A 24360-nucleotide genomic window follows, 5' to 3' on the forward strand; every position below is an offset into this window, starting at 1 on the left:
CGTATCATCGTCGCAATCTCATAATCCTGTTATTAACAAGGCATCATGGCAGAAAAAACCGAAAAGGCAACCCCAAAAAGGCTTAGGGATGCCAGAAAAAAAGGTCAGGTTGCGAAATCACAAGACTTTCCATCTGCCATTACCTTTATAGTGGCTATGTGGACGACATTCTACATGGCTAACTTTTTCTATGAAAAATTAGGAACTTTCCTCTCCGGAATGTTGATTCGAGCCCCGATTAGTCATAATCCAACCGAAGCTCTTTATTTTCTCAACCAATCGCTGATGCTGATTTTAACGACTTCTCTACCTCTATTGGTACTGGTAGGAATTATAGGGTCTTTAGTAGGATTTCTGATAGTAGGGCCTACTTTTTCTACAGAAGTCTTTAAACCTGACATTAAAAAATTTAATCCCGTAGATAATATAAAACAAAAATTCAAACTGAAAACCTTAATAGAGCTTCTGAAGTCTATCTTAAAGGTATTCGGTGCAGCTTTGATACTTTATCTGGTGGTTAAAGGAGAAATCCCGCTAATCATACAAACAGCAGGAATTTCTCCGATAGCGATATCCGAAATATTTAAAAAAATATTATATAAAGCCACAATAGCTGTAGGTATTTTTTTCGTTATCGTAGCTATATTAGATTTGATTTATCAAAGATTCAATTTTTCTAAAGAATTAAAAATGGAAAAATTCGAAGTCAAACAAGAATTCAAAGATACTGAAGGTAATCCGGAAATTAAGGGAAGACGAAAACAGATTGCCCAAGAAATTGCTTATGAAGAAGGCACTAGTCAAATCAAACACGCTAAAACGGTCGTGTCTAACCCTAGAGATATAGCAATAGCCATAGGATATGCTCCAGAAAAATATAAAGCGCCCTGGATCATTGCAATGGGAGCGGATGCTAGAGCCAAAAGAATCATAGCCGAAGCCGAAAAATATAATGTTCCCGTAATGAGAAACGTACCTCTAGCTCATCAACTCTGGGATGAAGGAAAAGAGTTGAAGTTTATTCCGGAATCCACGTATGAAGCTATTGGGGAGATATTATTATATATTACGTCTCTTGACATACAAAACCCTAACAGCGACTACTTTAAGTAAAAGAAAAATCTCATATGAATAAATTTTTCGGTTTTATTTCGAAAACAATGGGCGGAGAGAAGGCTCTAAGCTTCATTAACAGATCCAGTGATTTACTCTTAGCGGTTTGGATGATAGGCATCGTAATGATGATTATCGTTCCCATACCCTCAGCTTTGATCGACTTAACGATTACACTCAATTTAGCGATATCCATGTTTCTAATGGTAGTGGCTTTATATATTCCGAGTGCTTTGCAGTTATCTGTTTTTCCTTCTCTTTTATTAATTACGACTATGTTTCGTCTCGGTATTAACATTGCCTCTTCAAGACAAATATTATTGAAGGCGTATGCGGGAGAAGTCATTCAAGCATTCGGTGATTTCGTCGTCGGCGGTAATTATGTCGTCGGATTCATTATTTTCATCATTATCACTTTGATTCAATTTATCGTCGTCACTAAAGGTGCTGAGAGAGTTGCCGAAGTTGCTGCTAGATTTAGACTGGATGCCATGCCCGGTAAACAACTTGCCATCGATGCCGATTTACGTGCCGGAATGATTGATGCGGGACAAGCCCGAGATAAAAGGTCTTTAATTCAAAGAGAAAGCGAACTCTATGGAGCCATGGACGGAGCCATGAAGTTCATTAAGGGAGACGTTATCGCCGGTATCGTTATCTCTCTCGTTAACGTGATTGGAGGGTTGATCATCGGAGTGACCATGTTGGGAATGGAGCTGGGACAGGCAGCTCGTGTTTATGCACTACTGTCTATCGGTGATGGGCTTGTTGCTCAAATTCCGTCTCTCCTTATTTCCTTAACCGCCGGTATTGTAACTACTCGAGTTTCAAGCGATAATAAGAACAGTAATCTGGGTAAAGAAATTTCCGCTCAATTGATTAAAGAGCCACGAGCTCTTTTGATTTCTGCGGTAGCCGTTTTAATTATCGGATTTTTCAAAGGTTTCCCTCTTTGGAGTTTTGCTTTATTAGCCATAATACTCGGATTCTTCGGTTCCTCTCTTTGGTTAAGGAAAAAAGAAGGACCTAAAAAAGGCAGCGGCTCCGGTTCTACAGTCGTAGGCTCTGCAGAAGGCGGAACGCCCGGAGAAAATTCGGACGATTACGCCTTAACCCTACCGGTTATTTTAGAAATGGGTAAGGAATTATCCCAAATCGTACGAAAAGGTAAAGGAAATCAAAATTTTATCGACGATTTGATTCCGAAAATGCGTCAAGCCCTTTATCAAGATATCGGAATCAAATATCCAGGTATTCACGTAAGAACGGACTCTCCATCTTTAGAAGGATCGGAATACATGATTCTTCTCAATGAGATTCCTTACGTGAGAGGAAAAATTCCTACCAAGCATTTATTGACCAATGAAGTTGAAGAAAATCTACAAAGATACAATCTTCCGTTCGTTAGCTATAAAAACGCTTCCGGCTTGCCTTCGGCATGGGTGAAGGAAGAATCGAAAGTCATTTTAGATAAAGCCGCTATAAAATACTGGGCTCCTCCCGAAGTCATTATTCTCCACTTATCAAACTTTTTTCATAAGAATTCGCAAGAATTTTTGGGCATTCAAGAAGTACGTACTATGATGGAGTTCATGGAACGTTCATTCCCCGATTTAGTGAAAGAAGTAACAAGACTGATTCCTTTACAGAAACTGACGGAAATATTCAAACGTCTCGTTCAAGAAGGTATTTCGATTAAAGATTTGAGAACGATTATGGAATCCCTGAGCGAATGGGCACAAACGGAAAAAGATACAGTATTACTCACTGAATACGTTCGTTCTTCATTGAAACTCTATATCAGCTTTAAATTTTCTCAAGGGCAATCATCCATTTCGGTGTATTTATTAGATCCTGAAATTGAAGAAATCGTTAGAGGAGCCATCAAACAAACTTCCGCAGGTTCTTATTTAGCTTTGGATCCGGATTCTGTTAACTTAATATTAAAATCAATGAGAAATACGATTACATCTACACCTCCCGGAGGACAACCTCCCGTTCTCTTGACAGCAATTGACGTTAGAAGATATGTAAGAAAATTAATCGAAACCGAGTTTCCGAATATCGCGGTTATTTCCTATCAAGAGATTCTTCCTGAAATTAGAATACAACCTCTCGGTAGAATCCAAATCTTCTAAACCATAAGGGGGTGTGAATGTCTTCTTCAGGAGCCGGAGGACTGGGAGGTTCGACCGGAGTCAATGTTTCTGCATTAGAAGCTAAAGCAGCAGCTCAAGATGCACAAAATATCGAGGCCACACAAGAAGCATCGGAAATGAGTATGATGTCATCCGTTAATCCGGATATGACTAATCCCGCTGCTGCAGCAAGAACGACAAAAAAAGAATTAAAATTTAGACCTCTAGCCGAGAGAAAAAAGGCCTCCGAGACAAGCGAAAAAAAACCCACGAAAAGCACTGAAGAAAAGATGCAAGAGGATCTTGCAGATAAACACAGCAGCGATTCTACGGAAATTTCAGCTCAAGATCTCCGTTCTTTAAGAGACTCAATAGCTCCCGATGCTTCTCCGGACGATATTCTTAAAGCCGTTCAAGAGAAATTTTCGGATCCCGTTCTGGCATCTCGAGCCTTGGACTATTTGGACGCCTCCGTATCTTCTTCGGACGGAGCTCTTAAAAATGCCATTATTCAAGCTAAAACCACCTATAATACTACGCATAAACAGGCAATCGTCGGCGGAAAAAATATTCAATTCGCCACTCATCAATTTGCTTCCGAATTAAAAGTCTCGCCTTCAAGTTTAAGACAGCTTTATTTAGAAGTAACTTCGAAAGAAAATACCTGTAAACAAATGTTCACTCTGTTAACGGAGCGTTATTTATTCCCCGATATGAAAGCGGTAACTTCATTTCTTCTGAATGGAATATCTGCAGATATGAAATCGGAAGGCTCCTCCATACCTTCCGCTAAACTAATGTTGTTAATGGGAGAGATAAGAAATTTAGAAGCGGTTGTTGATTCTTATCAAATTTTCGAAAGCGCTTTTCCGCGAATGCAACAAAATGCTCAAGCAGAAGGACTCTCTTTTCCCGATCATGTCAATTTCGTATCTTTAGCCGAAAGTTTTCAAAAGCTTGTTGGAGACAATTATCCCTTAGCAAAAAAATGCGAAACCGAAGTACAAAGCCTGGTCGGTCCCGATACCGATCTACAATCGATCGTCCTGAATAATTTTTTCACGGCAGCGAGAAACGTATCTCCAAGATTTTTTGAATCGGTCGGTAAAAGAGATGCTTTTTTAACGGCACTTGCCAACGCTTTAGATAATATAAACAAAGATAATGACGACTATCCCAAACCCAGCGATTTCCCTAAACCCAGTCCATGGAGTTAACGAAATGAAAAATCAATTCGAGCAATTATTAGAAGAAATCGGCAAGGAATTGAAAACCACGTTATCCTTAGATGCCAATCAAGCATGTTCAATCTGTTTAAAGGAAAACGGTATTGCCGTTCAACTCGAACAAGGAGTTAACAGCGATGAGCTCGTTATGGGTACCGTCATCGGAACTTTATCTAAAGGACCTTATAGAGATAAAGTATTTAAAGCAGCCTTGTTGATTAACGGGGCGCAGCAACCCGGTATTAAAGGTACCCTGGCGTACGGAGAACACACTGAAAAATTATATTTATGCGATACCGTCGAAATGTCTTACATAAATGCGACTGATCTTGTTGCTCGCATTAAACAATTTTCAAGATATGCCAAAGTTTGGCAATCTTCTCTGAGCTCCGACACTATTCCCGATCTACACGATCTCGGTATTTACAATATATGAGCATCTTACCCCAGGTTACCGAAAATACGATAACGTTTATCAAAAACACTCCTGCGTCACACGCCTGGGATAAAATAGGAATAAAACATCATTACGGAGTATGTTTCCCTTTATCATCCATTCGTTCCGAAAATAGCTGCGGTATCGGTGAATTCCACGATCTCATTCCGATGATCGAATGGTGTCGCAAAATCGGCTTCGATATTTTACAATTACTTCCTCTCAACGATACGGGAACAGACACGAGTCCATACAACGGTATTTCCGGATTTGCTTTGAATCCGATTTTTCTTTCTCTAACGACTCTTCCCGATATCCATAAAGTGTCTGATTACAAAAAAAAAATACAATCCATGCAAGCTCTAACCACAACGTCTTCGGTGAGATATGGCATTGTCGGAAATAAAAAATTACAATTTTTAAAAGAATACTACGAGTGTATCAAATCAAACATCCTCCGAGACGAAGGTTTTAATACCTTTAAGGAAACTCAAAATTATTGGTTAGTCCCCTATGTTTTGTTTAGAGCTATTAAAGAAACCATACATTGGTCTCCTATGGAAGAATGGCCCGAACATTTAAAAAACCCCGACAATATATCTTCTCTTTCCGAGAATTTAAAACCTTTGACGGAATTTCATGCCTACATACAATACCTTTGTTTTCAACAGTTGAATTACATCAAGCGGTTTGCTCTCGACAACGGTATTTTCATCAAAGGAGATATTCCAATCCTCATAAGTAAAGACAGCTGCGAAACTTGGTATTTTAAGGATTTTTTTATAAAAGAAAACTCCGCCGGATCTCCGCCGGATGCCTATAACAAGCACGGACAAGATTGGCAATTTCCCTTATATAATTGGGAAGCGCTAAAAAAATGCCATTATGTTTGGTGGAAAAAACGCGTTGAATACGCAGAAAACTTTTATTCCGTTTATCGATTGGACCACATAGCCGGTTTCTTTAGAATTTGGGCCTTAAATAATTCGGGACCTAATCCTTCTGCGGGAAAATTTATTCCCGAAAATAAAAAAGAGTGGCTCGCTCAGGGTAACGATATTTTGAAAGCAATTTTAGATTCTTCCGATATGTTACCTATAGGAGAAGATCTAGGTATAGTTCCGCAATGCATTAAAGAGGCCATTAAAAAATTCGGTATTTGCGGAACAGTAATCCCCCGATGGGAAAGAAAGTGGGATGGTGACGGTTCTTTTATTTTACCGGCGAATTACTCTCCGTTGTCAATGACTTCCTTATCAACTCATGATTCGGATACGTTATTGCTTTGGTGGAATCATTCTCCGGAAGAAGCTAAGCTGTATGCAAAGAATAATCATTTTGCTTATACTCGATCACTATCTCCTGAAACTCAAAAACTTATTATTAAAAATAATTTTTTATCTTCAAGTTTATTTCATATCAATATCATTAATGATTACTTGTCTCTTCGTCCCGATCTTATTTCCAAAGATCCTTCAAAAGAACGTATCAATAGACCGGGAACCGTTTCTTCATCGAATTGGGTCTATAGAACCATACCTTATGTCGAGGAGCTTCTGAAACATAAATCATTTAACGATGAATTAAGTGCTCTTCTCCCTTCATAAATTCAAAAAACGATTAAAATATATATTCTTTTGCTCTTTTATTACTAATAAGATAAAATCCACACCTTGTCGTGTCTTCTGTCCGACTGTTTTTGAAATCCGATAAAGTTTAGGTTTAGTTATGTCTAGGAGATGTCAAATTACGGGGAAAAAGCCCATTAAAGGGTACTCTTACACGTTAAGAGGTATTGCTAAGAAGAAAAAAGGAATCGGTTTAAAAATTACCGGTAAGACAAAAAGACGTTTTTTGCCTAATATAGTCTCAAAAAGATTATGGTCAGAGACGGAGAATCGTTTTGTAAGACTTAAAGTTTCTATTGATGCTATTCGCACTATAGACCGTTTAGGACTCGAAAAAGTCATGAAAAGAGCGGGACTTTGTAAATAAAGTTATCTTAATCGATGACTGCTTTACAGGAGTTTTTATCTTTTTTAAGATACAAGAATGAGATTGTCGAGGTGTCTTGCTCCGTTGATCCTCATTTAGAAATAGCTGAAATTCATAGGAGAGTGGTTGCCTCTGGTGGGCCTGCTCTTTTGTTTACCGACGTTATCGGTTCTTCTTTTCCTGTTGTTACGAACTTATTCGGCAGTCAGGCAAGAGTTGACTATGCGTTTTCTTCTTATGAACCGAAAACAGTTTCTAGGTTTTTGGATTTTTTTTCAAAATCTCCTTCCCTTTCATCATGTTGGCAAAATCGAGATTTGGTCAAAGGACTTTTTAAATTAGGATTAAAAAAGAAACGCTTATCCTGTTATTATAAGGAACCGTCTCTAGATCTTAATTCTCTGCCTTTTCTTACTTCTTGGCCTGAAGATGGCGGTCCTTTTTTAACTTTACCTTTGGTTTATACTGAATCTCCCTTATCGGGGATTCCGAATCTAGGTATGTATCGGATGCAGAGATTCGATTCACAAACAACCGGCCTTCATTTTCAAATTCAGAAAGGCGGGGGTCTTCATTTTCATGAAGCCGAGCAACTAAATCAAAACCTTTCGGTTAACGTCTTTTTAGGAGGCAATCCCTTTCTTATTTTATCAGCTATAGCTCCTCTTCCGGAAAAAATATCTGAAATCTTATTCTGCAGTTTTTTAATGGGTAAAAAACTCTTTTACGGAAAATCATCTTATAATCATTATCCCTTGTTCTCGGATTGTGAGTTCATACTTTTCGGAAAAGCAGTTAAAAACATAAGACAACCCGAAGGCCCATTCGGTGATCACTATGGGTATTACAGTCTGACTCACGATTTTCCTATTTTCAAATGTAGCGGTATATATCATGCGAAGAAAGCCGTGTTTCCTGCTACTATAGTAGGGAAACCTAAACAGGAAGATTTTTATCTCGGAGAAAAACTTCAGGAATTTTTATCACCTCTTATTCCATTCGTAATGCCCGGTGTTATCCAGCTAAAATCATACGGAGAAACAGGCTTTCACTCCTTATCGGGCGCAATAGTTAAGGAACGATATAAAAAGGAGACTCTCACCTCAGCTCTAAGGATTCTTGGAGAAGGACAACTGTCTTTAACAAAATTTCTTCTCGTTACCGATCGAATCATTGATCTTAACGATTTTAAAACGCTTTTTCGGACAATTTTAGAACGTTTTTGCCCCAGTCAAGATTTTATTATTTTTCCGTACTCCAGCCAAGATACATTGGATTACACGGGCCCCGAATTAAATATGGGTTCCAAAGCTATTTTAATGGGACTGGGGCCCCCTATAAGAATATTGCAAGATCAATTGGAATATCGTTTACCTAATCAAATCAAGAATCCAAAAGTTTTCTGCCCGGGATGCCTTGTCATTGAAATCGAACCATCGGTTAAAATTGAAGAACTTTATAACTTTTCCGAACTACAAGAATGGCCTATCGTAGTCATATCGGATAATGCAACAAAAACATCAAGCAATAAAACTTCTTTTCTATGGAGAGTATTTACCAGATTCGAACCGGCATCCGATATTTATTTTAAAACTTCAGGATATAAACGACATTCCCAAATAAGAAAGTTACCGATTTTTATAGACGCCAGAATGAAAAATAATTATCCAAAAGAAGTTTTTGCCGATAAACACACTAAAGACATCGTATCAAAAAAATGGAGCAAATACTTTCCTAATGGCCAAATCCAATCGGGGGATTACGATGATATTTAATACAAAAGAAAGAAATCTAAAATCAAGTCGTAAAGATCAATCGTTGAGTATGTTTCCGGAAGATTGACTATTCTTAATAAGCGATATTCCGTTTAAACAAAGCCTCCGTTTAAGTGCTTGGCTGGACGGAAGAAGTCTCAGCCTCCTCAGGAGGCTGCACAACAGAAGAAGGCTCGGCCTCTTCCTGATGAGGTCCAATAATTGAAGCCGTAGCAAGAGGTTCGAAATGCATCCCGCTTCTTCCATAAATAAGAGGAACTTCCGAGCATCTTTCTGCCCCGAATATACGAGTCATTTCCCCGATATCTACCATATAGTGCCCAGATTTATTCGCATTTTCAAATACTCTAAAACCTTCTCGAAGCAAAACTTGCTTTGCCTGCTCTATCGGTTGAGGACCAAAGTCTCCGGTTAGAAGCTTAATATTCCACCTTGTTGTAGGGGCTATTGAATATAGCACAACAGTTGTTTCGTAGAGATGACTCATAGCCAATCCCATTGAACAAGCTACATAAACCCCATTATGCGATAAACCGGTTATATACTCTTCCAATAATACCTCAGCAACCGGATGAGTTCCTTCATAAGGAATCAGAAGATGATGATTCAAGCCGGTAACATCGCCTTGAACTCTATTACGTTCACACAAAGAGTAGATAAATGACCCCAGTTGTCCGGTAATTAATGCCCTGAGTTGATCCAGTTTTGATCCCTTAGGGATTCGTTTCTCACATGTATCTAAACTCGTGAGCATATCTGCATAAAGTAAATGACAAACTTGCGGGTTACTCCTAAAGTTTTCACGTAACCATTGACAACAGGCCGTTCGCAGCTCTTGATAAGTTATAATAATCCCTCTGCGCCTCAATAGCTCTGACATGGTATGAAAGAAACAATTGCCATCGCCCGGTGCATGAGAAATATTTGTTATCACCCTTGATTTTAATTCTTTAACATATTGACGAGCTCGCTCAACTCCATAAGGGAACGGAGGCAAACTTACAGGCAGCATTTTAGGAAGTAAAGCTTCGGAAGGCTCATAAACCGGCACACCGGATTCATCACACACAGATACATAGTTCTCTTCCGCCACTCGGACCAAAGCCTTTACATCCAAAGATGCGGAATTTAACCAGAGGTTTTCAAAAGGATTTTTAAAAAGAGATGTAAACAAAAGTCTACGAGGCGATTCGACTGCCCACTTCAAATAAGTTTCGGACGGAATACATGCCAAAATTATACAAGAAATAATCAACGAAATTATACTGATTCCACCTAATATAAGAATCGGTGTCAAGGGACAACACCCAGTAATCGCCATAACTACGGAAAAAACAAATAAGATAAGAGAGATTACAGCTATCGTCATACAGACATTCACTAAAATCGGGTTATCCTTATCGGACCAACAGGATTTCGTGCTACTCTCGGGAGATTTCAGTGTAGGTGTCGAAAGAGGCAATGATCCTACGTTGAGAAGCATTTCTGATACCAAAATTCGAATTTCCTTTAAATTATGATTAACTTCTAGTTAAGAAAAAGATTATACCATAAGGATTTTTCATTAAAAACAATTAATTAAATAAAACATTAAAAGACTTAAAATAAAGGTTGTATTTTAAATAAGTAATGAATAGTAATAATAAATCTATAAAATTAAAAAGATTATTCATAATAATAGGGATAAGTTTTTTCTTTATTTTTTTTAAAGAACCTTCTCCCCCTTTCATATCCGAGAAGCTGGAACCCATTATCTGCTCTCATCAAATAGGAGATAATTTAAAAAAAAATCTTGTCTCAACCATCAAAACGACAAAAAAATCCCTCTTTCTCAAAGCTTATCAAATTACCGATCAAACTATTTCAAGGGCCATTATAGAAGTTCTTAAAAATAAAAATATTATCGTTGACTTGGAATGTCATGAGCTGAAGGAATGCTCTTATTTTCATACTATTAAAGATAACGCCCAACTTAATATAAAATTGAACGATAAACCGAAAAATAAACTCATGCATATGAAAATTTTAATGATTGACGAATGCTGTTTTTGGATCGGATCCGCTAATTTTACGGATATTTCTTTATGTAAAGAGAGCAATCTAATGGTAGGATTCTATAGTCAGGAACTAGCCGAATATGTTCGCTCGAATCGTTCCTGTTCATTCATGATCAATGAACAAAAAATTGATTTTAAGGTACTTCCCAACGATTCTCGAGAAACGCTGGAATATTTAATCAAAACAATCGATACCGCACAAAAATCCATTAAGATCGCTATGTTTGCCTTTTCCCATCCTAAAATAATGGCGGCTCTTGAAAACGCTTATTTAAGAGGTGTTGACGTAGAAATCATCATAGACAAAAACTATCTTAAGCTTACTAAACAAATTCTTAAGACTACCGAAGCTTCCGTTCCGGTTTGGTATAAAACTTCGAAATACCGCCTTCATCATAAATTCGCTTGGATTGATGAAGATATATTAATATTCGGATCAACTAATTGGACAATGAATGGGTTCAATAAAAACGATGAATGCATGTTATTCCTCGATAATCTAACCGAAAAACAAAATAGAAAAATGAGACAAATATGGAACAATCTGACAAATAAAAGAGAAGTTCTTGCAGAGATTATTCCTTTTCCTATTTTATTTAGGGCAGCCTAAAAATCGGATAATCTATGGTGAAACAGATCTTTTTTATTAAGGATTCATATCAGAACCTTCTATCGAATCGACGAGGTGATATTTTTCTGGAAACTCAACTCCTTTTCGGCGAGATCGTTTTTAAGAGTCCACCTCAACCGGAGTACATATTTTCCTGCGAACAAACCATTATCAGGATAAACGGCAACAGAACATATTATCCGGGCCATATCTCAGATCATGCAGCTCTTTTTCCCGTCTATACAAACTGCTGCCCTACACATACGATTGCCTCAACATGCGCTGTTTTAGGGGAAAAAAAATTACCTCTTTCATTCGGAACACTTGTAACAGCTGATAATTCAGGAAATATCAGTCTTCCCGACGGCACAACAACTTATTGCGATCCGGTACATCTTAGACCTCTTTCTCAAAATTTTTCCGTTGAAACTCTAATTACCGATGCACAACGACTTATCGGATTTCCCTATGTTTGGGGTGGACGTTTTCTTTTCAAGCAAGATTTTTCAAATCGTTACGGAGTTGATTGTTCAGGATTTCTTAATCTTTTATTTCGCGCACAAAATATTTCGATCCCTAGAAATTCAATCGATCAATTTAAAAATTCAACCGTCATTCGTTCGTTTGATGAACTTTCTGTAGGAGGAGCAATTTTTCTGGCAGAAAATCAAACCAACCGAATTACACACGTGATGTTAAAAACCGGAGAAGACACAATTATCGATGCCTCAAAAGGAGCAGGAAAAGTCAGAGTTCTAGAAAGAGGGCGAAATTTCAAATTTTCCGAAATGAACATGCACCTATCGTATAATAAGCAACCTAATAAAGTTATAACGGCATTTTTCGGAGACATAAAAAAACACCCGTTCGACAGGGTGTTTTAAAAGATAAAAATACTTTATAAAAAAAATACTATCTCTTAGAAAATTGATAACTCTTTCGAGCTTTCTTATGACCGTACTTCTTACGCTCCTTGATTCGAGAATCTCTGGTAAGAAAACCTTCGGACTTCAATTCCTGCTTAAAAAGCTCATTTTCCTTAACCAAAGCACGAGAAATACCCAACCTTGTTGCTATTGCTTGTCCTTGAATCCCCCCTCCGGAAACCCTAACAATCAAGCTAAACTTCTTTTCCAATTTCGTTTTTTTCAAAGGAGCTAAAATCATTTCCCTTTGAACTTCCAAAGGAAAATATTCTTCAAACCCTTTTCCGTTGACATCAATCTGCCCCGAACCTTCACGTAATCTCACACTGGAAACAGCACATTTCCTTCTTCCGGTTGCAACGGATTCCTTAACAGGCTTACCTAGCATCTTTATCATCTCTCATTATATATTTACAACGATCGGCTTTTGGGCTACATAGCGCTCAAAACTCGCACCTTTAACTACCCTTAAACTCTTTAACTGTTTACGACCTAACTTGGTTTTAGGCATCATCCCTTTAACGGCATGCTCAATAACATAATCGGGTTTTCTGGCAAGCATATTCTCGAAAGGAATTTCCCTCATCCCACCGATATGTCCCGTATAATAACGGTAAATCTTTTGCGCCTTTTTGGCTCCCGTTAGACGAACTTTCTCGGCATTGATAACAATGACGCCGTCTCCGGAAGGCATATAAGGAGTAAATGTGACCTTATGCTTCCCTCGTAAAACCTTTGCTATTTCGGATGATAATCTCCCCAAAGTCTTTCCTGAGGCATCAAATAAATACCAGCTACGATTTTCGCAATCAACGGATTTTAGGAAAGTCGTTCTATTTTCTTTTCTTTTTTCCATATAACTCAACCTCGATATTGGGGGATTTTAAAATGAAGCATTTTTTTTTTCAATGAGATAAAAAAATTAACTTAATTTTCCGTTGTTTAAATTAAATTTTACATCACAGGAGTCGGCAAAATTGAAATTATGAGTAACCAAGATCAATGCGACCTTCTCTTTACGTGAAATTTGAAGAAGAAGTTCATGAACGATCGATGAATTATGTGCATCGAGGTTTCCTGAAGGTTCATCAGCAAAAACGACGAGAGGCGAATTAATAAGTGCTCGTGCTAAGGCTACCCGTTGTTTTTCCCCTCCGGACAAAAATCGTGCAGGCATTTTATGCAATCCTGCAGAAATACCGACTCGTTCCAACAAATAAAGACCTCTTTTAAAAATAAACGATCCCTTCGAAAGATCTTGACGGGCTATCAAGGCAGGCATAAGTACATTACTTAACACGGTTTCATCTTCGATGAGAAGAAAGTTTTGAAAAATAAACCCGAAATATCGATTTCGGATTAAAAATTTTTTTCTCGAAGCTACCGGTTTGCCTTGAAATAAAATTTTTCCGGAATCCGGAAGATCCAAAAGACCCGCTATTTGTAATAAAGTACTTTTACCATTACCGGAATTACCGGTAATAGCCGTAGTAATACCGGAAAATATTTCTAAATTAACCTCACTAAGAATCGGTCCTAAAGGATGTTCCGGAAAACTTTTGCTAATATTGACAAGTTGCAGAATCGGTAGCATCAATCACTCTTTAAAATTTCGGAAATATTCATCCGGGAAACTTTTCGAGCAGGGAAAACACCGGAAATTCCAGCCATTATAACCGTAGTTATTCCTAAAACGATTAAAACCTTAAAATCGATTCTATCGGGCGTAAAATCACCGAAAATGGCTTTATTAAACGATTGTCTCCCCTGTAAGACATTAAAAATCGTTATTATGGAATCTAAATTCCTGACCGTTACAAAAGCTAAAATACCTCCAAATAACGAACCGAAAAGACCGATAACAGCGCCGCATATACCGAAAATACATGACAGACTCCCTGGGGAAGCTCCTAACGCTCTCAAAATACCGATCTCTTTTTTCTTATCATTAACCAATAAAACTAACATCCCGATTACGTTGGAACAAGCTACCAGTAATAAAATAACGGCCACAATGAGGAAAATCGTTCTATCACTTCGTAGTTGATCGAAAATGGGTTTAAACTGAGGAGAGTCATAGAACGATTCGACCGTCCAATAATCGGAAAGCCCCGTTGTTTCTAAAAATGACGTAATTAACGAGCGAGATTTGTCGATTTGCTTCAGGTCCGTTAAAACAATTTCCAAACAGTTCATAGAATAAGGAAGCGACTCCGTATGACGCATACAATCCAAAACGGAAGATGAAGCAAAAACGGTTTTAGCTCCGATCGGAGAAATTCCCGGTTTATAAAACCCAGAAACGCGAACAGCTAGACTTTGTTCTTCAAGGCCTTCGTCACCCATAGAGTAAAAGTTTAAAAATCCAAAAACGCCTTCAGAGACACCTTCAGAACGAAAATGTTCCGGTAAAATAACAATTTCTTCTCCGTCTGAATTTTTATTTAATCGAGCTCCTTGCATAAGAAGACTCGACATCTTCGATCCTCTCGCATTAAGAATACGGGAAAATTGTTCGATACGGCGAACACCATCTTCTTCAGGTAAATCGAATTTCAAGCATCCAACACCCTCCTCGTACTCTTTGACAAACCAACCGTGCTTTTCGGACAAAAGAGCCAATCCGTTCCATGTCTCCTTGACGTAATCCCTTAAGGAACCGTCGTCAGATATTTCAGGATAAGGAAAATTATCCGGTAAAGGATCGTCATTCAATCTATCATAAGGATCGGTGCGGGGAGAAGCAAATTTTTCCCCTAAAGTTTTAGAGGAAAAGCCGGAATCCGAGGCATGCTCATCTATTCTATAATAATAAGAACCGAAATACTTCTGAGAAGGAACTAATTTGATGTGTGGGATAACTCTTGAAAAATCATGAACCCAGCGCTCCTCCAATCCCCCCATAACACTAAGAAAAACCGTCGTCAACCAAAAAACCAACGCTATCATGCTCATGGCTAATAGCGATAGAAAAGAAGAAAAAAAACGACGCTTTCTAGGGAAAAAATACTTTAATACTAAAAAACATTCAAAACGCACGGGAGCAATACTATAAACTGAAAAGAAGACCTAAAGACCGTCTATTTAGCTTCCTTAAAGTTCACATGACGTCTTAACTTTTTATCATACTTTTTAAGCTCCAGACGACCCGTCGTTTTTCTTTTATTTTTAACGGTCCAATAAATATCGGTACTCTCGGAACTTTTAAGTTTAATAATTTCTCTGTGTTTACTTGCCATAACGTGTCACCCGAATTATAAAAAATCCACAAGGAACGTTAAATGAATTTATAAAAAATTGCAAGTCTATCTGCAATTCTTCTTATGACAAAGAAATAATTTCAGGTTTTTTAAACTCAATAAATTGTTTTTTTGCTAAACTCATCCTCTTCTTAGATCAACTATTTCTAGTATTCCCTTTCCCCATGTATATCAAATCGTTTCCAGATTCTTCTTGCTCATTCAGCTATGATAATAATGGGTTACGCTTCGTAAATCCGGTACGCCTTCGTCATCCGATTGAACGTACGGGCTTCTTTTTCTCGTTTCCCTCAAATCGGATACGATCTTATCGAAGAAGTAATAAAAAAATGATAAGTTAAACTTCATGAATGGATAATTTTATGAAAAAACAAAATGTCATTCGTACTTTATTATTGGTTTCCCTATCCGTAGGTATGCTCAAACCGGTTGTACTATGCGGTACAAGCTCTGGAAAGAGCTTAAAAAGAAAATCGAAAAACGAATACTTCGTACAAAAAAAAGTTTCCTACAAACAACTCGAAGCATTGATCAACATGTTATACGCTATAATTCAAGAACGCAAATCGCATTGGTCCAACGCTCAAACGGTCACATCGATCTTATCTTGCTTAATAGATGAGTGTCGAGAGATGGAAGAATCGCTGCAAAATCGAGATTATAAAAAAGCCGAAGAAGAATTCGGAGATATTTTAGGTATGACGCTCCAATTGGGACTGATTGCCGAAAGAGACCGATTATTCGATATTAATAAATCAGCCGAAAACCAAATCAATAAAACACATAGAAGAGCACCTTATATTTTCGATGCTGAGTTAGCTAAACAAGTATCCAACCTCACGGAGGCTATTGAAATCTGGTATACTACCAAAAGAAAAGAGCGAGAGGGTTAACGACTCTTTTGATTTATTTTCTTTCCTCTCCATAAAAAAGCTTTTCAGCCATTTTCAGTAATTCCAAATTTCTTGTCTGAACCCACGATTTGGCAGCATCGGTAATAGCTTCCTGAGCTCTCTTTCCTAATTTAGCCGTTGCTACCTTATGGTGATTAACCGTAGTAATATTTTTGTTTCTGTTCCCTTTTTTTCCTCCCTGTTCTTCTTTTTCCTTTTCTTTTTCTTTTTCTTTTTCTTTTTTCAGTAACTTAAAATTAAATTTCCAAGGAAGATTAAGGTTTGATAGAATGACTTCCAGATGTTTAGATTCAAGAGAACGTAAACTACGTGCTTTCATACTCAAGTTCGATCCGGATTTCCAAGCATCCCGAAATGCCCGACTCACCTTAGCATTTATTTCCGATTGTTTTCCGATTTTGTCTCTTCTATCGTCTCTCCCGGAATCCGGTTCAATAGCACAATATCGAATATTACCGTATATGTTCATTTCGTAAGACAAAGTACATACTCCTTAAAATTAAGATACTTGTTTATCTGTGCCATCTTTATCTTCCGATTCATCATTATTTTTCTTTTTCTTCTTGCCCTTATCTTGTCCCCTGCCTTGAGAATAATCTCCTCCGGCTTCAATCACGGAAGGTTTCCCGGATAAAGTATGACGACTATCGGATACATAAACCGGATTTCTGAGAATGATAGGCGGATCTATACTTATGCTCCTATATTGATAAACCAGAGGATTCGGCGGTCCTCCTTTCCCGTCTTTATTCCGATCGCCAATCGAAAGATCTATTTTTTCGGTAACATTATTATTTTCGAGAGAAACCGACATGCCTGAACTTGAACCGAAAGCAAAAATGGAAGACGTTAATAACGTAACATCTTGATTTTTCGATGATTTTTCATCAGATTTTCCGTAATCGGACGACATACTCGGGTTTGATATCCGTTCCTCTCCTAAAAATGAAGAGACCGATGTCTGCTCGAGACCGGATTTACTTTCATTAATAACTCCATCCGATTTCGTGTTACCCTGTTGCTCATTAATCCGAGTCGGTTGCATCAATCCTGTAACTAGAGGTAGAGTAGTAGGATAGGATGTTGCTCTCTCAGACAACTTACCGGAAGAATAAATCGTCGGTAAAGATGCTTGATTATTCGAGGGTATACGAAATTCGGACGAACTCGCGCCAGACCAAGTCCCTGAAACCGTTTCTCCTCCGACTAAAGGAAATCCTCCAGGAGGCATCCCGCTCAATAAAAGTTGTTTCATAAGTTCTTCGACGGTTTCATCTTCATCAATCTCTCCTTGAGCGTCCTTTTGATTATTCGTTTCATCACCTCTTAACAGCATTTCCTTAATCAAAGCTTGTTCTTTTTTTTCAGAAGAGATCGGAGATGATTGACGTTCAGTAGGTTCCGGAAATGAAGTTAATAAGTCGGAAACATCCGAACTTTCTTCAATTGTTGTGGGTTCTTGAACTCTGGATGCCAATGCGGATTCTTCAGGAAAATTCAGCGTTAAAGACCCCAGCTCACCTCCTCTCATATAATCCGTTGTCCAACTATTTCTAACCGATTCCAAAGAACTCGTTCTCGACAAAGCTTCAAAATAACTTACAAGATGCGGAACGCTTACGGAAGCTCCGGTGCTTAAAAATTCAGAAGATTTCTTAAAAGGATCTTCTTTCCATGTTTCTACATTAGGAACACCTATACCCTCGAAAAGCAAAGAGGCCGTTTGAGGAGAAAAAAACTTAGGTTTCCTGGATTCCAAAACATCACTGGGTAATAAAACTCTTCCATCCCCCTTAGTCTTCTTATCCCCGCTTATCCCAGGATCGGAATAGGAACGACGAGTCCCAGCCGACTTAAATCCAGCCATAAAAGCCTTTCGACTCGATCTCGATTTGTTACTCGTTAACTTTAATTTTCCCGACGATGATGCCGATTCTTGAGCTTTATTAAACTTACATAATCCCAGTTCGGAGTCGGATAAAAACTCGGCTCCGATCGATGAACGTATCACAGACTCTTGTTTGGAAGTACTTTTGCCGGTGCCTTCGGCAAAAGCGTCATAGCCGCTACCGCTCACTATTCCCGAAGATTCAGTGTTCTTAGATTCGGAAATTTCCTTATCTTTGGGAATTTCACCTAAATTCCAATCCCCAGAACCCGGCCCTCCAGGTCCTGAAATATTTCCGGAAACCGACATGCACCCTCCCTGGTACAAATCAAATTCTAATTTATTAACAAATAAGTTAAATAAAAAATAATTTAACTAAAATTTTGTTGTTTGTTTTTATTGTTCAAATTTTTTGAAAAAAAACCTTTATCGTAATTAAAAATTAATAATTTATGATTCTTATTGTTTAAAGCACCGGTATCGGATAATTTTTTTGAATTCAAAAATTCTCGGACAAACTCATCGAATTCCTTAACTTTTTTACTAATATTTGCTTTTTTATCCAAAACCTTGATTTGTCTGGATTTAATATCTGAATTGTTAGGTTTCAATACCATTCGTTTCGAAGACACTCGAGAAACAGCCTTTGTTAAAGATCTTTTATTGCGCTCTTTTTTAAAGTTTTGTTTAATAGGATTCTTATTAAATTTTCTCAAAACAATCTATAAAATTAAAAACAACTCACAACATGATTTTATTAAAATAAGAATAATAATTACATTTAAAAAATGAAGAATGTTTTTACAGATAAATTAAAATCCATTAATTGTTTAATGTTATCAACCATTTGTATTTTAGTAATTCCTTTAACTACACTTTCCAACAAAATTCTTTTTTTCGCTCCTTACTTAGCTTTTAATTTTTACGGAAAAAGCAAAACAAATATTCTAATGACAGCTTTCGTTTTGGGATGGTTTTCGGATATATGTTCCGATTTCGTATTTAATTCATACACAATCCTTTATTCATTGACTGCTTATCTTTGTTATCCTTTACATAAGTTCTTTTTCAAAGACAAGATCCTATCGATTCCTTTAATCACAATTTTTTTCTCTATCGTTTTTTCGTGTTTATCTTATCTTGTACTTCCCTGTTTAGGAGTTGACTTCGAGTTCTCTTATCGACTTATTACTCTAGATCTTAGACAAGCCTTACTTACGGATTTCGTTTATTCGCTTCTTATTTGCGTATTACCTGCCGTAATGATAGATAAAATAAATAGATTGGTTCTTTTAATAAAAAGATTTAAAATCAAACCAATTAAGTAAATTCCGGTAATAAATGACAATCCTTAACGGAACAGCCGTTGCCGAAGAAATTTTTTCCGAATTAAAAAACCGAATTAAAAATGCATCCCGTAAACCCGGGCTTGCGGTTATCTTAGTCGGAAATAATCCTGCCTCACAAATTTACGTCAAAACCAAATCCAAAAAAGCGATGGAGTTAGGCATGGAATTTTATCTCATTCATTTACCTGACAATTCCACAAAAATGCTTATAATCCAGGAAATACTGAAACTGAATGTAAATCCGGAAATCGACGGAATTTTGTTGCAGCTTCCGTTACCACAACACCTTAATCCCGAAGAAATAATAGAAAGCGTAGATCCTTTTAAGGATGTGGACGGTTTACATCCCATTAATTTAGGTAAACTTCTAGCCGGTTACAAAGATGGATTTACTCCCTGCACTCCTCTGGGAGTAATAAGATTAATGACAGCCTATAACATATCACCTCAAGGGAAACATGTCGTTATTTTAGGTAGGAGCAATATTGTCGGAAAACCCCTGGCTGCCCTGTTAATGCAGAAAAACAGTAATGCAAATGCAACAGTAACTCTTGTACACAGTAGATCGAAAAACATCAAAGACCATTTAAAGCAAGCCGACATCCTCGTAGCAGCCATAGGTTCTCCTTTGTTCATTAAACAAAATATGATCAAAGAAAAATCCGTGATTATCGATGTCGGTATTAATCGTTTGGATGCTCCTTGGACGGAGAAGGGTTATCAAATCGTAGGCGATACCGATTTCAATAACCTCGTATCCAAATGCTCCGCTATATCACCCGTTCCTAAAGGAGTAGGTCCCTTAACTATTGCAATGTTGATGGAAAATACATGGTTAAGTTATTCAAAAAAATCTCTTTGCTCATAGTCGTGCTATTCATTTCGGGTTGTACAAAAAAATCTTTTCTTATCTATGAAGGCGTTGCTATGACAATACCTTATAAAATTATTATAGGCGATCTCATTGATAAAAAATCCGGACAACTTATTTCAAAAAAAATCAATGAAACCTTTTCGATTACGGATAGAATATTTAACAACTGGAACCCAAATTCAGAAATTTCATTTATCAATCAAGCTTCCGAAAACCTAGAACTCTCGATTTCATTAACTCTTTTCGAATTTCTGGAAGAAGTTGAAACCGTTTTTCTTCTCACTAAAGGATTATTCGATCCTACTATTTTGCCTTTAAAAGATTTATGGTTATCCAAACTAAAAGAAGGATCCGTTCCTTCCGAAGAAGAAGTACAAATGTATAAAGAGGCGGTTGGATTCGAAAAAATTCGATTAAACAAACAAAACCTTACGATAACCAAAAGCAATTCGAATACTCGCATTGATCTTTGCGGCATAGCTAAAGGACATACGGTCGATCTCTTAATTAAAACTTTAAAAGATAACCGTATTTGCAACGCTTATGTAGAATGGGGAGGAGAAATAAAAACCATCGGTAAGCATCCTATCGGAAGATATTGGCAAGTCATTCCGATTAAAACCTTAAATACCCCTATTGAAATCAACTCATGTGCCATAGCATCAAGCGGAAACTACGAACAGGAATGGACAGTGGAAAACAAGACGTACACTCATATTATTCATCCAAAAACCGGATGCCCTCTCGAAATTAATGAAAAATCCGTTCAAGCTACCACGGTTTTACACGAAAAATGCCTATACGCAGACGCTATGGCCACAACGCTAATGCTCTTTCCATCAAAAGAAGAATCGCAGCTGTGGGCAGAATGTCAAGGACTAACCACTTATATCAAAGGCGGTGATTCTTAAGACGCAATGCCATTTCTCTTTTCTTTTCTCTTTCGATAACGGTTTGTCTCTTATCATGCAGCTTTTTACCTTTGGCACTACCGATTTTAACCTTAACCATTCCGTTTTTCAAAAAAAACCCTAGAGGGATAATCGTAAATCCTTTTTGCTGAATAAACTTTCCTAGTTTTATTATTTCCTTACGATGCATAAGTAATTTTCGATTTCGTTTTTCGATATGGTTATTAATATTTCCGAAACGATAATGGGCAATATTAGCACCTACCAACCAAAGTTCGTTACCCATAATCGAAACATAAGCTTCGGATAAACTGCCCCCGTGATCTCTTAAAGACTTAATTTCAGTACCTAATAAAACAATACCCGCCTCATATGTCTCTAAAATTTCATAGTTGTAAACGGCTCTTCTATTTGATACTATTTCTTTTTCTTTATGTGACATCATACTTCCGAAAACAGAACTGCGACCCGCATTTTAAATCAAAAGTCAAAAAAAATTAAGAATTAAAATTCACTTCCGTAATTCCCGAATTTGTTTTATTTGAATTTTTCCTTCTTGACTTTTGAAAATATACAGGATTATTTTGTACTGATATTGTTGAGGAAGTGACTGCACATGAAATTTATCGTTTCTCGAAATGAGCTTAGTAATCTTATAAGAAAAATTCAGAATGTAGTTCCTACAAACGCACCTATCCCTATATTATCCAATGTTTTAATAGAAGCTTCAAGTGAAGAGCTGGTTTTTACTGCCACGGATTTAACCGTAGGAACCCGCTGCGTAACGAAAGCAAAGATTTATGAAACCGGTAGTCTTTCCATCCCCTCCAAGCGTTTTTTTCAATTAGTAAGAGAATTGACGGATTCGAACATTGAAGTTTCAGCTTCGGATAACGAGATGGTCGAGATTTCTTCAGGCTCGTCTCGTTTTCGCCTTCATAGTATGGAAAAAGAAGATTTCCCTTCATTGCCGGATATGGAAAATGCCGTCAGATTCTCTCTTCCGTCCGAAAAACTTAAAGAAATGCTACAACGAACTTCGTTTGCAGTTTCTAAAGAAGACAGTCGTTACGTACTTACCGGCGTTCTCTTGAGAATAGAGAACGGTGAAGCTATTTTCGTAGGCACTGACGGTAAACGTTTAGCTAAAACGGATATCAGCATAGATATAGAGAAAGAATTCACTGGTGAGTACATTATCCCTATCAAAGCCGTTGAGGAAATCACAAAAATGTTCGGTGAGGATCCTAAGGCAACGATCTTCCTCACTGAGGATAAGATAGCTGTCGAGTCTGATCGCACTCTTCTGATTACCAAACTTCTTTCAGGCAGTTTTCCTGATTTTCTTTCTGTTATTACTACTCAAAGCAACGTTACCTTAGATCTACACCGTGAAGAATTAATGACCCTTTTAAAACAGGTTGCTCTTTTTACCAATGATCTATCTCATTCAGTCAAATTTACTTTTACTACCGGTGAATTAATCCTCACGGCCAATTGCTCAAAATTTGGCGAAGGTAAAGTCAGTATGCCCGTTAATTATGAGGGCGGTAAGTTGGAAATAGCTTTCAATCCGTTCTTCTTTCTGGATATCTTGAAGCATAGCAAAGATCAATCCGTTAAGCTGGGGATATCGGACTCCTATAATCCGGGAGTCATTACGGATTCTACAAGAAGTCTTTTTATCATAATGCCGATGCGATTGCATGACGATTAGACATGCACATTAAACGTTTGTTTTTAAAAAACTTTCGTAACTATAAAGAGGCAACCGTTTTCTTTGAAAAAAGCATAAATTACATTCTCGGGAAAAATGCCCAAGGCAAAACAAATCTCCTTGAAGCCCTCTACTTATTGATAACCGGGAGGTTGTTCCGCGATAGAGATCTAAGTAACTGTATCTCTTTAATGCCGACTTCTTTTATCTCGAATCTACTTTGAAAAACAGGCTCCGGAACAAGCGTTAACTTTTTATTTTTCCATTAAAGGAAGAAAGATATCCCATAGCACTCCTTTAAAAAGTCTTACGGAACTTCTCGGAATCATTCCGGGGGTATTGTTTTGTCCGAAAGACATTAATCTAATTGCAGGGTTTCCGGCATTCAGACGACTCTTTATCAATCTGTTATTGTCTCAATCCAATCACGAATACATTACTGATCTATCCCGTTATACCCAGTCTGTTAACCAAAGAAATGCTCTTCTTAAAAAGAATCAGTTACAAGGGATAGGATTTAGCTTCCTATGGCGGTCATCTTATAGTGTGTCACGTCAAAAATCTATTGTCCTGTTTAATGACATTTTAACTAAAACTTTGCATCGTCTTGAGTTTAAAGATTTTTTTACTATTAAATATAAAGGATCCGTTTCCGATAGTCCCGACGACTATAATAAAACGAAATTACAGATTCTTAAGTTGTTAGAAAAAAACATATCCAAAGAAATTATGTTAAAACGCTCTCTTTATGGTCCTCATAGAGATGATTCGGTTGCCTTGTTTGCAAGCGAAGAACAGAAACGCTCTCTTTTAGCTCTAATAAAAATGACCGAACATTATTTTCTAAAATTTAATTTTCCTGAAATTAATCCTATTTTCTGTCTGGATGATTTGAACATCAGCTTAGACGTAGAAAGAAGCTCAAATATTCTTTCGGAATTTTCCCGGATCGGTCAATCGTTTATAACTTCTTGTAATTCAATAAGCGACGAAACTCTCCCCGGAAATATAATTTTTATTGATTCCAGGCACTCGGTCTCAATATTAAAAATATAATGAATAAAGATTATACATTAACGTTTTATTAAATAAAAATAATCTAAATTTATTATTAATAAGTAATAAAAAACCATATTTTATTATTATCTAAATTTTTGTTTGTCATTATAAT

The 24360-nt window shown here is 37.3% G+C and carries 25 protein-coding genes; 15 read left to right on the forward strand and 10 right to left on the reverse strand.

The window, feature by feature from the left end; all coding sequences use genetic code 11:
* Positions 1 to 45: 45 nt before the first annotated feature.
* The 7 genes from sctU to RSA43_01095 all read left to right on the forward strand — a co-directional run bounded on the left by sctU (position 46) and on the right by RSA43_01095 (position 8683).
* Positions 46 to 1113 carry a type III secretion system export apparatus subunit SctU gene (gene sctU, locus RSA43_01065; protein ID MEG2495878.1) on the forward strand — a complete coding sequence of 356 codons (1068 nt, stop codon included), beginning with the start codon at positions 46 to 48 and terminating at the stop codon, positions 1111 to 1113.
* Between the two features lie 14 nt (positions 1114 to 1127).
* Entirely contained in the window at positions 1128 to 3251 is a 2124-nt protein-coding gene (sctV, locus tag RSA43_01070; protein ID MEG2495879.1) for a type III secretion system export apparatus subunit SctV, read from the forward strand.
* Between the two features lie 17 nt (positions 3252 to 3268).
* Entirely contained in the window at positions 3269 to 4468 is a 1200-nt protein-coding gene (gene sctW, locus RSA43_01075; protein ID MEG2495880.1) for a type III secretion system gatekeeper subunit SctW, read from the forward strand.
* A 4-nt stretch (positions 4469 to 4472) separates the two neighbouring features.
* Positions 4473 to 4913: a CesT family type III secretion system chaperone gene (locus RSA43_01080; GenBank protein ID MEG2495881.1), complete on the forward strand. Its 441-nt coding sequence runs from the start codon at positions 4473 to 4475 to the stop codon at positions 4911 to 4913.
* On the forward strand, positions 4910 to 6520 hold the full coding sequence (locus tag RSA43_01085) for a 4-alpha-glucanotransferase (protein MEG2495882.1): 1611 nt from the start codon (positions 4910 to 4912) through the stop codon (positions 6518 to 6520). Before RSA43_01080 ends, RSA43_01085 begins: the two co-directional genes overlap by 4 nt.
* A gap of 121 nt (positions 6521 to 6641) precedes the next feature.
* The gene (gene rpmB, locus RSA43_01090; GenBank protein MEG2495883.1) at positions 6642 to 6908 is read left to right on the forward strand and encodes a 50S ribosomal protein L28; all 267 of its coding nucleotides are present in this window, start codon (positions 6642 to 6644) and stop codon (positions 6906 to 6908) included.
* Positions 6909 to 6922: 14 nt separating this feature from the next.
* Entirely contained in the window at positions 6923 to 8683 is a 1761-nt protein-coding gene (locus RSA43_01095) for a UbiD family decarboxylase (protein MEG2495884.1), read from the forward strand.
* A 109-nt stretch (positions 8684 to 8792) separates the two neighbouring features.
* Here RSA43_01095 and RSA43_01100 read toward each other — a convergent pair whose 3' ends face one another.
* Positions 8793 to 10178 carry a hypothetical protein gene (locus tag RSA43_01100; GenBank protein MEG2495885.1) on the reverse strand — a complete coding sequence of 462 codons (1386 nt, stop codon included), beginning with the start codon at positions 10176 to 10178 and terminating at the stop codon, positions 8793 to 8795.
* Between the two features lie 134 nt (positions 10179 to 10312).
* On the opposite strand from RSA43_01100, the gene RSA43_01105 reads away from it, so the two are divergent.
* Complete coding sequence (locus RSA43_01105; GenBank protein ID MEG2495886.1) at positions 10313 to 11350, forward strand: phospholipase D-like domain-containing protein; 1038 nt, start codon at positions 10313 to 10315, stop codon at positions 11348 to 11350.
* Positions 11351 to 11364: 14 nt separating this feature from the next.
* On the forward strand, positions 11365 to 12234 hold the full coding sequence (locus RSA43_01110) for an NlpC/P60 family protein (GenBank protein ID MEG2495887.1): 870 nt from the start codon (positions 11365 to 11367) through the stop codon (positions 12232 to 12234).
* 28 nt (positions 12235 to 12262) lie between these two features.
* Here the strand turns inward: RSA43_01110 and rpsI are convergent, their stop codons facing one another.
* The 5 genes from rpsI to rpmG form a co-directional block, all read right to left on the reverse strand.
* A complete protein-coding gene (rpsI, locus tag RSA43_01115; protein MEG2495888.1) occupies positions 12263 to 12664 on the reverse strand; it encodes a 30S ribosomal protein S9 in 402 nt (133 codons plus the stop codon).
* Between the two features lie 15 nt (positions 12665 to 12679).
* Positions 12680 to 13132: a 50S ribosomal protein L13 gene (gene rplM / locus RSA43_01120; protein MEG2495889.1), complete on the reverse strand. Its 453-nt coding sequence runs from the start codon at positions 13130 to 13132 to the stop codon at positions 12680 to 12682.
* Positions 13133 to 13198: 66 nt separating this feature from the next.
* The gene (locus RSA43_01125) at positions 13199 to 13870 is read right to left on the reverse strand and encodes an ABC transporter ATP-binding protein (GenBank protein MEG2495890.1); all 672 of its coding nucleotides are present in this window, start codon (positions 13868 to 13870) and stop codon (positions 13199 to 13201) included.
* Positions 13870 to 15315, reverse strand: coding sequence for an FtsX-like permease family protein (locus RSA43_01130; protein ID MEG2495891.1), 1446 nt, complete (start codon positions 15313 to 15315; stop codon positions 13870 to 13872). The genes RSA43_01125 and RSA43_01130 overlap by 1 nt, the downstream gene beginning before the upstream one ends.
* 41 nt (positions 15316 to 15356) lie before the next feature.
* Positions 15357 to 15515 (reverse strand): 50S ribosomal protein L33, encoded by a 159-nt coding sequence (rpmG, locus tag RSA43_01135; protein MEG2495892.1) that lies wholly within the window; start codon positions 15513 to 15515, stop codon positions 15357 to 15359.
* A gap of 383 nt (positions 15516 to 15898) precedes the next feature.
* Here rpmG and RSA43_01140 point away from each other — a divergent pair, with 383 nt between their 5' ends.
* A complete protein-coding gene (locus RSA43_01140) occupies positions 15899 to 16429 on the forward strand; it encodes a MazG nucleotide pyrophosphohydrolase domain-containing protein (protein ID MEG2495893.1) in 531 nt (176 codons plus the stop codon).
* A gap of 13 nt (positions 16430 to 16442) precedes the next feature.
* On the opposite strand, the gene RSA43_01145 is transcribed toward RSA43_01140, so the two are convergent.
* The 3 genes from RSA43_01145 to RSA43_01155 form a co-directional block, all read right to left on the reverse strand.
* Positions 16443 to 16931, reverse strand: a complete 489-nt coding sequence (locus RSA43_01145; protein ID MEG2495894.1) for a hypothetical protein — start codon at positions 16929 to 16931, stop codon at positions 16443 to 16445.
* A gap of 18 nt (positions 16932 to 16949) precedes the next feature.
* Complete coding sequence (locus RSA43_01150) at positions 16950 to 18647, reverse strand: hypothetical protein (protein ID MEG2495895.1); 1698 nt, start codon at positions 18645 to 18647, stop codon at positions 16950 to 16952.
* Between the two features lie 62 nt (positions 18648 to 18709).
* The gene (locus RSA43_01155; GenBank protein MEG2495896.1) at positions 18710 to 18970 is read right to left on the reverse strand and encodes a hypothetical protein; all 261 of its coding nucleotides are present in this window, start codon (positions 18968 to 18970) and stop codon (positions 18710 to 18712) included.
* 318 nt (positions 18971 to 19288) lie between these two features.
* Here RSA43_01155 and RSA43_01160 point away from each other — a divergent pair, with 318 nt between their 5' ends.
* Genes RSA43_01160 through RSA43_01170 form a run of 3 tightly spaced genes read left to right on the forward strand, consistent with a single transcriptional unit; the run spans position 19289 to position 21472 of the window.
* A complete protein-coding gene (locus RSA43_01160) occupies positions 19289 to 19666 on the forward strand; it encodes a hypothetical protein (GenBank protein MEG2495897.1) in 378 nt (125 codons plus the stop codon).
* 13 nt (positions 19667 to 19679) lie between these two features.
* On the forward strand, positions 19680 to 20555 hold the full coding sequence (locus RSA43_01165) for a bifunctional 5,10-methylenetetrahydrofolate dehydrogenase/5,10-methenyltetrahydrofolate cyclohydrolase (protein ID MEG2495898.1): 876 nt from the start codon (positions 19680 to 19682) through the stop codon (positions 20553 to 20555).
* Positions 20519 to 21472 (forward strand): FAD:protein FMN transferase, encoded by a 954-nt coding sequence (locus RSA43_01170; GenBank protein ID MEG2495899.1) that lies wholly within the window; start codon positions 20519 to 20521, stop codon positions 21470 to 21472. The genes RSA43_01165 and RSA43_01170 overlap by 37 nt, the downstream gene beginning before the upstream one ends.
* Here RSA43_01170 and smpB read toward each other — a convergent pair.
* The gene (gene smpB, locus RSA43_01175) at positions 21453 to 21917 is read right to left on the reverse strand and encodes an SsrA-binding protein SmpB (GenBank protein MEG2495900.1); all 465 of its coding nucleotides are present in this window, start codon (positions 21915 to 21917) and stop codon (positions 21453 to 21455) included. The genes RSA43_01170 and smpB overlap by 20 nt on opposite strands.
* 171 nt (positions 21918 to 22088) lie before the next feature.
* Between smpB and dnaN the strand changes: the two genes are divergently transcribed.
* Together dnaN and RSA43_01185 are read left to right on the forward strand one after the other, a co-directional pair.
* Entirely contained in the window at positions 22089 to 23189 is a 1101-nt protein-coding gene (dnaN, locus tag RSA43_01180) for a DNA polymerase III subunit beta (protein ID MEG2495901.1), read from the forward strand.
* A gap of 339 nt (positions 23190 to 23528) precedes the next feature.
* Positions 23529 to 24245: a hypothetical protein gene (locus RSA43_01185; GenBank protein MEG2495902.1), complete on the forward strand. Its 717-nt coding sequence runs from the start codon at positions 23529 to 23531 to the stop codon at positions 24243 to 24245.
* Positions 24246 to 24360: the final 115 nt, after the last annotated feature.

The organism is Victivallaceae bacterium (assembly GCA_036659455.1).
Taxonomy (GTDB): Bacteria; Chlamydiota; Chlamydiia; order Chlamydiales; family Chlamydiaceae; genus JAVXCN01.

What these genes read in the sequence shown, in the direction of transcription:
- RSA43_01105 (MEG2495886.1), top strand. Translation starts at nt 10,313, where the DNA reads ATGAATAGTAATAATAAATCTATAAAATTAAAAAGATTATTCATAATA.
- RSA43_01165 (MEG2495898.1), top strand. Translation starts at nt 19,680, where the DNA reads ATGACAATCCTTAACGGAACAGCCGTTGCCGAAGAAATTTTTTCCGAA.
- dnaN (MEG2495901.1), top strand. Translation starts at nt 22,089, where the DNA reads ATGAAATTTATCGTTTCTCGAAATGAGCTTAGTAATCTTATAAGAAAA.
- rpmB (MEG2495883.1), top strand. Translation starts at nt 6,642, where the DNA reads ATGTCTAGGAGATGTCAAATTACGGGGAAAAAGCCCATTAAAGGGTAC.
- RSA43_01160 (MEG2495897.1), top strand. Translation starts at nt 19,289, where the DNA reads ATGACAGCTTTCGTTTTGGGATGGTTTTCGGATATATGTTCCGATTTC.
- RSA43_01085 (MEG2495882.1), top strand. Translation starts at nt 4,910, where the DNA reads ATGAGCATCTTACCCCAGGTTACCGAAAATACGATAACGTTTATCAAA.
- RSA43_01080 (MEG2495881.1), top strand. Translation starts at nt 4,473, where the DNA reads ATGAAAAATCAATTCGAGCAATTATTAGAAGAAATCGGCAAGGAATTG.
- RSA43_01095 (MEG2495884.1), top strand. Translation starts at nt 6,923, where the DNA reads ATGACTGCTTTACAGGAGTTTTTATCTTTTTTAAGATACAAGAATGAG.
- RSA43_01125 (MEG2495890.1), bottom strand. Translation starts at nt 13,870, where the DNA reads ATGCTACCGATTCTGCAACTTGTCAATATTAGCAAAAGTTTTCCGGAA.
- smpB (MEG2495900.1), bottom strand. Translation starts at nt 21,917, where the DNA reads ATGATGTCACATAAAGAAAAAGAAATAGTATCAAATAGAAGAGCCGTT.
- sctU (MEG2495878.1), top strand. Translation starts at nt 46, where the DNA reads ATGGCAGAAAAAACCGAAAAGGCAACCCCAAAAAGGCTTAGGGATGCC.
- sctV (MEG2495879.1), top strand. Translation starts at nt 1,128, where the DNA reads ATGAATAAATTTTTCGGTTTTATTTCGAAAACAATGGGCGGAGAGAAG.
- RSA43_01150 (MEG2495895.1), bottom strand. Translation starts at nt 18,647, where the DNA reads ATGTCGGTTTCCGGAAATATTTCAGGACCTGGAGGGCCGGGTTCTGGG.
- RSA43_01170 (MEG2495899.1), top strand. Translation starts at nt 20,519, where the DNA reads ATGGTTAAGTTATTCAAAAAAATCTCTTTGCTCATAGTCGTGCTATTC.
- sctW (MEG2495880.1), top strand. Translation starts at nt 3,269, where the DNA reads ATGTCTTCTTCAGGAGCCGGAGGACTGGGAGGTTCGACCGGAGTCAAT.
- RSA43_01140 (MEG2495893.1), top strand. Translation starts at nt 15,899, where the DNA reads ATGAAAAAACAAAATGTCATTCGTACTTTATTATTGGTTTCCCTATCC.
- RSA43_01110 (MEG2495887.1), top strand. Translation starts at nt 11,365, where the DNA reads ATGGTGAAACAGATCTTTTTTATTAAGGATTCATATCAGAACCTTCTA.
- rplM (MEG2495889.1), bottom strand. Translation starts at nt 13,132, where the DNA reads ATGGAAAAAAGAAAAGAAAATAGAACGACTTTCCTAAAATCCGTTGAT.
- rpmG (MEG2495892.1), bottom strand. Translation starts at nt 15,515, where the DNA reads ATGGCAAGTAAACACAGAGAAATTATTAAACTTAAAAGTTCCGAGAGT.
- rpsI (MEG2495888.1), bottom strand. Translation starts at nt 12,664, where the DNA reads ATGCTAGGTAAGCCTGTTAAGGAATCCGTTGCAACCGGAAGAAGGAAA.